General features: G+C 63.1%; 2 protein-coding genes and 2 pseudogenes. 2 read left to right on the forward strand and 2 right to left on the reverse strand.

The features are described from left to right. Nucleotides 1-3: 3 nt before the first annotated feature. Both DVH23_RS25405 and DVH23_RS25100 read left to right on the forward strand, forming a co-directional pair. Nucleotides 4-279: pseudogene (locus DVH23_RS25405) on the forward strand (glucuronate isomerase); the annotation flags it as partial. A gap of 127 nt (nucleotides 280-406) precedes the next feature. Continuing rightward, on the forward strand, nucleotides 407-928 hold the full coding sequence (locus tag DVH23_RS25100; protein WP_255565304.1) for a glucuronate isomerase: 522 nt from the start codon (nucleotides 407-409) through the stop codon (nucleotides 926-928). A gap of 141 nt (nucleotides 929-1069) precedes the next feature. Here DVH23_RS25100 and DVH23_RS23105 read toward each other — a convergent pair whose 3' ends face one another. Beyond that, nucleotides 1070-2017 (reverse strand): dihydrodipicolinate synthase family protein, encoded by a 948-nt coding sequence (locus tag DVH23_RS23105; RefSeq protein ID WP_157972597.1) that lies wholly within the window; start codon nucleotides 2015-2017, stop codon nucleotides 1070-1072. A gap of 31 nt (nucleotides 2018-2048) precedes the next feature. Further along, a pseudogene (locus DVH23_RS23110) lies at nucleotides 2049-2154 on the reverse strand (IS5/IS1182 family transposase); the annotation flags it as partial.

Here is a 2154-nt window from a genome sequence, read left to right on the forward strand (position 1 = left end):
GAGATGGGCGTCGAACTCCTCTGTTCGACTGACGACCCAACGTCGTCGCTCGAGTACCACGACCACGCGGCCGAGGAGATCGAGGACGTCTCCGTGCTCCCGACCTGGCGGGCCGACCGCGCCCTCCAGCCCGGCACGGACGACTGGAACGTGTTCCGCGAGGAACTCGCCGAGGCGACCGGCGTCTCCTGTGAGGACCTCGCAGGCTTTCGGGAGGCTCTCCGGGCGAGCCACGATCACTTCGCCCAGCGGGGCTGTGTCGCCAGTGACATCGGGATCCGGATGCCCGTCTCCCGGCCCGTCGACGACGACCGCGCCCGCGAGTGTTACGCCGCCGCCATAGGGGACGCTCGACGAGGAGGCCGCGACCGATCTGCAGGCGTATCTCCTCGAGTACGTCGGAGAGTTGAACGCCGAGAAGGGATGGACGACTCAGTTCCACGTCGGCCCCGTCCGGAACTACCGGGAGTCGGTCCACGAGGAACTGGGACCGGCCTCGGGCGCGGACGTCTCGACCCAGGACGTCGACATCGAGGGGAGTCTCGACTACTTCCTGAACCGCTTCGACGGCGAGTTCCAGACGGTGATTTACGCGCTCGACCCGACCCACTACCCGACGATCGCCACCCTCGCGCGGGTGTTCCCGTCGGTCAACGTCGGCCCCGCCTGGTGGTTCAACGACAGCCCGTTCGGGATCGAGGAGCACTTGGAGTACGTCGGCACCGTCTCCCTGCTCGCGAACTCCCCCGGGATGGTCAGCGACTCCCGGAAACTGCTTTCCTACGGGTCGCGCTTCGAGATGTTCCGGCGCTCGCTGGCGAACGTCCTCGGCCGACAGGTCTCTCGCGGCCAGGTCCCGATGGAGATCGCTCGCGACGTTGCCAGCGAAGTCGCGTACGACCGCCCCCGCGAGGTCTACAGCTTCTAGCGGCGCCGTGAGTAGCAGGTTTACCGGGATGTACAAAAATTCATATGATATTATAGTCTACGGAGAACAACAAGTCGGCGCATCTTCAGAGGTTCGTTTTGTTAAGAGCGTTGAGCGACGACCGTCCACAACCCGTTTACTTCACGGCTCGACGGCGTCAAGCCGTTCGAGTCCGGCCTGTAGCTCCTCGTAGCGGTCGTCCACCCGCTCGCGGTCCGCCTCGGGCAACTCGACCAGCGGCTCGCGGACGGGACCGGGGTCCCGACCCGCAAGTTCGAGACATCGCTTCAGGACGGGAACACTGTTTGCGCTGGCATAGACGTTGTCCTCGCCGGACTCTGCGCGGAGGTTCATCAGCGGTTGGCTCAGGTTCCGGAGACGTTTGGCGCGCTCGTAGTTGCCGGCCTCGAGGGCGTCGAACAGTTCGAGGCCCAACCGCGGTTCGAAATTCGTCACCCCTGCGGAGAAGCCGTCAGCCCCCTCTAAGTAGTAGGCTGGTGCTGGGGGTTCGGCCATGCCACAGACCCAAACCAGATCGTCGTCAGCCTGTTCGACGCACTCGGCGAACAGTTCGAGGTCCGGCACTGCCCACTTGATCCCGGTGACGTTCTCGTGGTCGCTGATCCGGTCGAGCATACGAACCGTCGCTTCCATCCCCCGAATGTACGGTACCACTCCGACGTCGACAGCGTCGGCGATACGGTGATAGTACTTGACGACGCCAGATTCGTGTTTGAACGTGTGGTCCGGCGGCATCACCATGATTCCGTCAGCACCATTGTCGACGTGTGCTTGGGCGAGGTCGATTGCGCTTTTCGTGCTGCCGCCCGCGCCCCCAAGGACGGTCGCATCGTCACCGAGCGCATCACAGACAACGCGGACGGACTCAACGTGTTCCGTGTTGGTCAGGGAGTGGTACTCGCTGATGTTTGCGCAGGCGAGAAACAGGTTAATTCCGTTGGTGTGGAGCCACTCAGCAGTCGACGCCAACTCGTCGTAGCGGATGTCATCCGTGTTTTGTTCGTCCAGGGGGGTGAGTAGCCCGGCCGCTACCTCACAGAGACTATCGGCTAACGCTGCTCGGTGCATAATCGGTAACGAGGGTGTCATAGAAGAGTTCTCACACCGTAATGATCGTGCTCCCCGGATTGTCTCCGCGTTCCTCGTTGGTGATTGCGACGACGAGGCGAAGGCAGAGCGCAAGAAACACCTGTACTCGTGCGTGG

Source organism: Saliphagus sp. LR7, from assembly GCF_003344565.1.
In the GTDB taxonomy this organism is placed as follows: Archaea; Halobacteriota; Halobacteria; order Halobacteriales; family Natrialbaceae; genus Saliphagus; species Saliphagus infecundisoli.